The 8,048-nt window shown below is 27.7% G+C and carries 9 protein-coding genes and 1 pseudogene; 2 read left to right on the top strand and 8 right to left on the bottom strand.

The window, feature by feature from the left end; genetic code table 11:
- Positions 1-203: 203 nt before the first annotated feature.
- The 7 genes from AAT22_RS05895 to AAT22_RS05865 form a co-directional block, all read right to left on the bottom strand.
- Entirely contained in the window at positions 204-998 is a 795-nt protein-coding gene (locus tag AAT22_RS05895; protein ID WP_016206470.1) for an ATP-binding cassette domain-containing protein, read from the bottom strand.
- Positions 961-1,890, bottom strand: coding sequence for an ABC transporter (locus AAT22_RS05890; RefSeq protein ID WP_016206471.1), 930 nt, complete (start codon positions 1,888-1,890; stop codon positions 961-963). The genes AAT22_RS05895 and AAT22_RS05890 overlap by 38 nt, the downstream gene beginning before the upstream one ends.
- Entirely contained in the window at positions 1,890-2,897 is a 1,008-nt protein-coding gene (locus AAT22_RS05885; RefSeq protein ID WP_047000571.1) for an ABC transporter substrate-binding protein, read from the bottom strand. Before AAT22_RS05885 ends, AAT22_RS05890 begins: the two co-directional genes overlap by 1 nt.
- A 272-nt stretch (positions 2,898-3,169) precedes the next feature.
- Positions 3,170-3,583, bottom strand: coding sequence for a HutP family protein (locus tag AAT22_RS05880; protein ID WP_016206473.1), 414 nt, complete (start codon positions 3,581-3,583; stop codon positions 3,170-3,172).
- Between the two features lie 98 nt (positions 3,584-3,681).
- Complete coding sequence (locus AAT22_RS05875) at positions 3,682-4,134, bottom strand: MarR family transcriptional regulator (protein WP_016206474.1); 453 nt, start codon at positions 4,132-4,134, stop codon at positions 3,682-3,684.
- A 129-nt stretch (positions 4,135-4,263) separates the two neighbouring features.
- Positions 4,264-4,971: an MgtC/SapB family protein gene (locus AAT22_RS05870; RefSeq protein WP_047000570.1), complete on the bottom strand. Its 708-nt coding sequence runs from the start codon at positions 4,969-4,971 to the stop codon at positions 4,264-4,266.
- Between the two features lie 97 nt (positions 4,972-5,068).
- Complete coding sequence (locus tag AAT22_RS05865) at positions 5,069-5,473, bottom strand: hypothetical protein (RefSeq protein ID WP_047000569.1); 405 nt, start codon at positions 5,471-5,473, stop codon at positions 5,069-5,071.
- Positions 5,474-5,761: 288 nt separating this feature from the next.
- On the opposite strand from AAT22_RS05865, the gene AAT22_RS05860 reads away from it, so the two are divergent.
- Complete coding sequence (locus AAT22_RS05860) at positions 5,762-6,082, top strand: hypothetical protein (RefSeq protein WP_016206477.1); 321 nt, start codon at positions 5,762-5,764, stop codon at positions 6,080-6,082.
- Positions 6,083-6,209: 127 nt separating this feature from the next.
- Entirely contained in the window at positions 6,210-7,478 is a 1,269-nt protein-coding gene (locus AAT22_RS05855) for an FAD-dependent oxidoreductase (RefSeq protein WP_016206478.1), read from the top strand.
- 71 nt (positions 7,479-7,549) lie between these two features.
- Here the strand turns inward: AAT22_RS05855 and AAT22_RS05850 are convergent.
- Positions 7,550-8,048 (bottom strand): annotated as a pseudogene (locus AAT22_RS05850) (collagen-like protein); the annotation flags it as partial.

Below are 8,048 nucleotides of genomic sequence, written 5' to 3'. Positions count from 1 at the left end.
ATTGTTATATATATAACAATGTAATTCCTTCAAAATCTTTTTTATATTAAAGTATTTATTTTTTTATTTTAATTCTAAAATTCACTAACTAAAGTATATATTTTTACTATTATTTTTCCTAAAAATCAATTTAAATATTCATACTTAAATTAACAAAAAAAATAAAAGGTTATAAATTAAAATTACAACCTTTTATTTTTTTATTATGATAATAATGTTCTATCACTTAAATCGTCATTTATATTAGCCTCTTTGAACAACTCCATTAACTTTGAAGAGGTTAGCTTTTCTTTCTCCTTATCTTTAACATCTATTAATATTTCTCCTCTATGCATCATAATTAATCTATTCCCACTTTTTATTGCTTGTTTTAAATTATGAGTTACCATTAAAGTAGTTATTCCCGTTTCTTTTACCAACTTCTCAGTTATTTTCATTATCATTAAAGAGGTTTTTGGATCTAACGCTGCAGTATGTTCATCTAAAAGTAACAGCTTTGGTCCTGATAAGATAGCCATTAAAAGTGTTAAAGCTTGTCTTTGTCCTCCTGATAATAAATTCACTTTATTATATAGTTTATCTTCTAGACCTAAATCTAATTCTTTAAGAATACTTTTATAATATTCAATTCGCTTTTTATTTATTCCAAAAGATAATCCATAAGTTTTTCCTTTATTATCTGCTAATGATAAGTTTTCTAATATTGTCATATTTGGTGCTACACCAAGAGATGGATCTTGAAAAACTCTTCCAATTTGCTTTGATCTCTTATATTCATCTTTACTCGAAACATCTTCTTTATCTAATAATATAACGCCTTCATCACACTCTATATTTCCTGATATTATATTTAATAGCGTTGATTTACCTGCTCCATTCGATCCTATTATACTTATAAAATCTCCCTTCTTAACATCTAAAGAAAATTTTGAAAAAACTTTATTTTCATTTATTGTATTTTCATTGAAAACTTTGTAAAGCTCCTGAATCCTTAGCATCTAAATCACCACCTTTTCTATCTGAAATCTCTTCTATCGAATAGCTTCTATTCTTCTTTTTTAACTTTATAACTTTAGAATTTAAGCTTAAAGCTATAATAACTATTATTGCAGTCATAAGCTTTAAATAATTAGGATTCAACCCAAAGTTTAATACAAGAGCAATAGCTAATTTATATATTACAGAACCTAAAATAGATAAAGTTGTTGCTTTTATAAAATTAATTTTTTTAAATATCGAACTTCCTATTATAACAGCAGCTAATCCCATAACTACTATTCCAGTCCCCATGCTCACTTCTGCAAAACCTTGATATTGAGCAGTTAGTGCTCCTGATAATGCCACAAGTCCATTACTTATCATAAGTCCAAGGGTTTTTATAGAATTTTTATTTACTCCAAGTGAAGTCACTACTTGTTCGTTATCGCCTACCGCAACTAGTAAACTTCCTAATTTTGTTTTTAGAAACAGATCAAATACCACCTTTATTATTAAAAGAATAATGGTAATTATAAATATCTTAGATATGTCATTACTAAAAACACTCTTAGTATTAAATAATGGTATATTGGATTTCCCCATTATCATAAGATTTATAGAGTATAATCCTATCATAACTAATATTCCAGACATTAAATTAGTAATTTTTAATTTTACATTTAAAAGGGCTGTTATAAATCCAGCCATTGCTCCACCTATAGTTGCTATTAAAACAGCTATCCAAGGGTTGAAGTCTTTAACCAAAAGTGCCGCACAAATAGCTGCACCCAAAGGATAAGTTCCATCTACAGAAAGATCTGGGAAATCTAATATTTTATAAGTTATATAAACACCAATAGCAACTATTCCAAATAAAAAACCTTGTTCTAGTACATTTAAAGCTAAGTTCACTAATTAACCCCTCCAGTAACCTTATTAGATTTTTCATCTAAATCACTCGGTATTTCTATATTTAATTTTGTTGCTACATCGGTATTTATTGTTATATTCATATCACTTAAAGTTGTTATTTCAATTTCATTTGGTTTTTTACCTTCCAATATTTCAACTGCCTTATAAGCTGTTTCTTTACCAAGCTTAAAATAATCTATCCCTATTGAACACAGTCCACCCTTTGATACAACCGCTTCATCCGCACCTAAAATAGGAATATTATTTTTAATAGCTATTTGTCCAACTAAATCATAAGCTGAAGCTACAGTATTATCAGTTGGAGTGTACAATGCATCTATATCTTTTATTGCTGATGTCAAATTTTGATTTATTTCATTAACATTTGTTATACCAATTTCTTTAACTTTCAAATTTACCTTTTCAGCTTCTTTCTTTAATGCTTCTACTTGAACCTCTGAATTTGCTTCTGATGTATTATAGATAACTCCTATAGTTTTCACATCAGGTTTAAGCTTAAGCAGTAATTCTAATTGCTTGTCTACAGGTACCATATCAGACACTCCTGTCAAATTAGTTCCTGAACTCCTCCAATCTTTAGCTATCTCTGCTGCAATTGGATCTGTGACAGCAGTAAATACAGTTGGAATGTCTTTAGTTGCATTATAAACCGCTTGAGCTGCTGGTGTAGCTATTGCTAAAATCAAATCTTTTTTATCTGCTACAAACTTTTGAGCTATTGTTTGAGAGGTAGCAGTATCTCCTTGTGCATTTTGATAATCTATTGATATATTTTTATTATCTTCATATCCCTTTTCTTTAAGCCCTTCTATAAATCCTTCTCTTGCAGAATCTAATGCGGGGTGTTGCACTAATTGATTAACTCCTATTCTTATCTTTGTTTCCTCATTTACTGAAGCTGAATCTTTTGTTTTTTCACAACCTAATAAATTGCTTACTGTAAGTAAGCTAATCAAAATTAATGATATTTTCTTTTTCCCTACCATCTTATCTATCCTCCTAATTTTTATAAAATCTCGATTCCTACAATTCTACCTTTTAATTTTCCATTTTCTAATTATCTACTTTATACAGTATAATATTATTAAATTATATTATTTTGAAGTAAAATAATATAATTATTTTATTAATATCGAGATTTTATTAATAATTTAATATTTATCATATGATATCACATTTGCATTTTTTTGTAAATAATATTTTATAAAAAAAGGCTAAGATGCTACTTTTATTAACATCTTAACCTTGCTTATTTTATTTATTCAGGTACAGCTCTATGCCCTATTCCAATTACAACTTCATCTAAATGCAAAAGTCCAACACTTAGAAATATACATATACTTAAGTGCTGCCCCTTTCTTGCAATTCCTACTTTTCCCCCAACATTTTGTCCACTCGCTTTACTCCATACCTGCATAAGTGCATCCCTAGTTGCACCTATGACTCCACCTTCATGTAGATGTTCTTCTCTAATTACTCCATTTCTTTTTGCAGCAACTAAAGCTCTTTCTAATATTTTAGAAGTTGAATCATTTATATTTCCACCTATATTTACAGCTGTAACAAGTATTCCTTTTTTCTTAAACTCTATTTTTAATTCATCTTCTTCTTCTCTTGATGAAATGGCCATTCTTGTTGCATATTTAGCAACCTCTAAACTATTGTTTACCATGATATCCTCCCATACTTCAATTATTACATACTAATAATAACACAAATATTATTTTACATATAGTACAATTAACTTACGAAGTTATCTAAGTAAGAATATCATTTTATATTTTCACACTTATCTTTAAAATAAATGTTTAGCTTTTCTAAAGAATTTATTAAAACTTCTTTTTCATCTTCTGAAAGTCCATCCATCATAGTTTTTACCATTTCATTATGAAATCTGTCATGCAATCTATGAGCAACCTTCCCCTTTTTGGTTAATTCAACTAAAACTACTCTTCTATCTTCTTCTATTCTCTTTCTATCTACGTAACCTTTTTTTATCAATCTATTTATTGATGTAGTTAATGTTCCAACCGTTATACCTAAATCTTGTGCAACTTCACTCATCATTCTTTGATCTTTTCTTCCTATTGTTTCAATAGTATGCATCTCTCTTACTGATAAATCTGAAAAATGTCCACTTCGTAAGGTTTTTTCCTCGATTTGTAGTATTTCGTTAAATATCTTTACAAGTAATTCATTTACTACATTTCTATGTCTTTCCATAATGATTATATCCCATCCTTTTCTATAGTTCATTACTTAAATAATAATCTAATATAAACTAAAATTCAATTGTATAATTAATATTTATATATAAAATATTTTGATTAGCAAAACTTTATTAAAATATCATTATATTATATCAATTGATATTATCTTTTTATTATTTTGCAATTCTATTAAAACCTTCTCAAGATTAATATATCCTGGTTTTATTATTGTATATACTGCATAAACTTCTTTAACTATACCTTCTTCTTTTTCTAATAAATATTCTACAAGTTTAATTTTTAGATTCTTGTTTTCTAAGTATTTTTGTATTTCTAATTTTAAGTTTTCTTCATTGTAATATCTTATACCTAGTTTTTGTATTATATTTTTTGATATGAACTTATTTTCTATCCTCTTTAAAAATACTAATATTATCACAATTATTATTGCTCCAAAAATACTAATATAATACTCCCCCATACCTATACTCAGTCCTAGACAAGAAACTATCCACAAGGTTGCAGCTGTAGTTAATCCTTTTATATTTCCTTTATTATGCATTATAGTACCAGCACCTATAAACCCAACACCTGTTATTACTTGCGATCCAAGTCTTCCATAATCAATCTTTATTACTTCACTCAAATTTTGATTTTTCTCTATAATTTCTATAGCCTTATTTCCAATGTCTATCTGTAATAAAGAAACTATTGTCGCTCCAAGGCAAACCAATATATGTGTTCTAAAACCTGCTGCTCTATTTTTGACCTCTCTTTCATAGCCTATTACTCCTCCAATAATAACTGCTAAAATCAATCTTACTATTATTTCTTTAATATCAAGTATCATATAAAACTTCCTTAAATTTCTATATATATTATTTATATAATTTAATTGCAAATTTTGATTATTAAAAATAAAGGAGCTTATTTTTAGCTCCTTACACCTAAATAATTGTAATTGATAATAATGTTATTAATATTCCTATAAAAATTGTTAGATAATAAAAATTGTAAACATTCTCACTCTCATACACTCTAAGTTTCTCTACCTTATCTCTTGGATAGACTACCTCAATTTCATCTCCTCTTTCTAAGTTAATCTTATCACTTATATATGAAAGTGTTACTCTTACCTTTCTATCTCCTTCTTGTATTTCTAATATTGGATATAAACTTGCATTATAAATTGTGTTATATTCAGCTCCTGGCATTAAATAGGTATAACTCTCAAAACCTATCACCTTAGCTTTCTTGATTATCGATTTTCTATTTAACAACATAACTCTAATTAAATTAATAACAGTAACTAAAGTTAATATTATTCCAATAATCGTTAATATTACTCCCATTCAAACCCCTCATTTCAAATATTTTATATCTTCACTAATATAGTATGCCATATCTTTTTAAAAGATATATGATATGTTATTTTTCATATTTTTCTAATATTTTCTTTAATTATCTACTATTTTTTAATACAACTTTTATTATTTATAATAATTTATTAGTTTTTTTAGGCATTTTATGAGACTTTTTAAATTTAACTTTTATTCCTAATAGACATTTATCTCGTTTACTATTTCTAATTAATAAGTTATTATTTAATTATAGCTATTATTAGGGGGGCTACTAATTATATGAATTATACTAAAGTTAAGTTTGAAATATATGTTCCTTTTGATTATGTAAATAAATTAAGAGAAGCTATAAACAGAACAGGAGCTTTAACTATTGGAAATTATGATAATTGCATGTCAGTAAGTGAAGTTTCTGGTTATTTTAAACCTTTAAATGGCGCTAATCCTTTTCTTGGTAAAGAAAATAACTTATCTATTGAAAAAGAAGCTAAAATAGAGTTTAGATGCGATAAAGATTTAGCTTTTGAAGTTATTAATGTTATAAAAAATCTTCATCCATATGAAGAACCTATTTATAACATACTTCCAGTAATAAATTAGTATTAAAAATACAAAGAGCTACTGTAAAGTAGCTCTTTGTATTTTTTAATATTAACTATATTTATAGTACCCATTTTTATATAGTTAGAATAGTTTATTATAAATACTAATATTTGAGGTATAAACAATGAAGATTATTATAATAGGTGGTGGTTTTGCTGGTTGTCAAGCCGCTATACAGGCAAGAAAAATGGGGGCTGAAGTTGATATTTTAGAAAGAACCGATATGCTTTTAGGAGTTGGAAATGTAGGCGGAATAATGAGAAATAACGGAAGATTTACAGCTGCTGAAGAATTATCTTTTCTAGGTGCTGGTGAATTAATTGATATAATGGATTCTCTAGCTCTCCATACAAATATAGATTTTTCTGGTCATAAACATGCTAACTTAACTGATATAGGTAAAGCTGAACCTGAAATTAGAAGATATATCTTATCTTTAGGGATTAATATTCACTTTAAAAGTAGAGCCATCAATGTTACTTTAGATAATAAATATGTAAAAAAAATAAAATTAGCTGATAATTCATTTATAGAAGCAGATGCATTTATAGAAACTACAGGTTCAACAGGCCCTATGTTGAATTGTAATAGATATGGAAATGGTTGTTCTATGTGTGTTCTTAGGTGTCCAACCTTTGGTGGTAGAGAAAGTTTAAGTGCTAAAGCTGGTGTAGAAGATATTATCGGTGAAAGATCTAACGGTACTCCTGGAGCAATGAGCGGTTCATGTGAACTGCCACGTGAATCTTTATCTGAAGATATTCTAAACCTTTTAGATAAATATGGAGTTGCTATCTTACCTGTTCCTAAAGAAGATATAAATTTAGATAAGCTTAGTCAAAAAGTATGTCAGCAATATGCATTAAAAGATTTTGCTGAAAATGTTATTTTATTAGATACAGGACATATTAAACTTATGACTTCTTATTATCCTTTGGATAAGCTTAGAAAAATACCTGGTCTTGAAAATGCAAGATATATAGACCCTTTATCTGGAGGAATTTCTAATTCAATTAGATATCTATCATCTAGTCCTAGAGATAATACTATGAGGATATTAGGATTAAATAATATGTTTTGTGCTGGTGAGAAATCCGGATTTTTTGTAGGGCATACTGAAGCTATGGTAACAGGAGCATTAGCAGGATATAATGCTGTAAAATATACTTTAAATGAACCACTATTAATTTTACCTAGAGAGCTATCAATAGGTGATATAATTGCTTTTGCAAATGAAACTTTAAATATGGAAAATGGTAAAAGTCTTAGACATACATTTTCTGGTGGAGAATATTTTGAAAGGATGAAAAAATTAAATTTATATACAACAGATAAAAAATTAATCCTAAAAAGAGTTAATTCCTTATCATTATTAAATATATTTAATAAATAGTATAATAAAGAGATATATGGATATTGAAAATATAACCACATATCTCTTTGATTTTTGTTATATTATTAATCTTAATTACTTAATTTAATAATATTAAATTGTGCACCTACTGCTGGTGTTAATACTAAAGTCAATGCAACCGATGAGTTATTACGCAATGTTAATACATCTCCTGCCGTTAAAGTTAATATAACTGTTCCACTTATCTCTCCAGTAGCTATTAGTGCTAAAATATTAGTTGCTGGCCTTATTGTTCCATTTACTGCAATTGCAATTGCTGCACCTACTCCCGCTGTAATAAACATATTATAAGTTATTTTATATCTTCCAGAGGTGGGAATTGCTATATCTGTTGAACCTGCTGCATGAGTTATTCCTAATAAAGGTCCATTATTACTAAAAGGAACATTTGAACCACCTAAAATAGTAGCTGCTCCGAGTGTTGATAAATTATATACATATCCATAAGTTGATATTCCTGAACCAGTTTCTCCAGTAGCTCCGGTTATTCCTGTTGCCCCAGTTACGCCTGTCACTCCAGTTACTCCCGTTGCTCCGGTTATTCCTGTT

Origin of the sequence: Clostridium sp. C8, assembly GCF_001010885.1 — a bacterium.
GTDB classification, from domain to species: Bacteria; Bacillota; Clostridia; order Clostridiales; family Clostridiaceae; genus Clostridium; species Clostridium sartagoforme.
The sequence above is the reverse complement of the archived record's forward strand: the minus strand, read 5'-3'. Positions and strand labels throughout refer to the sequence as shown.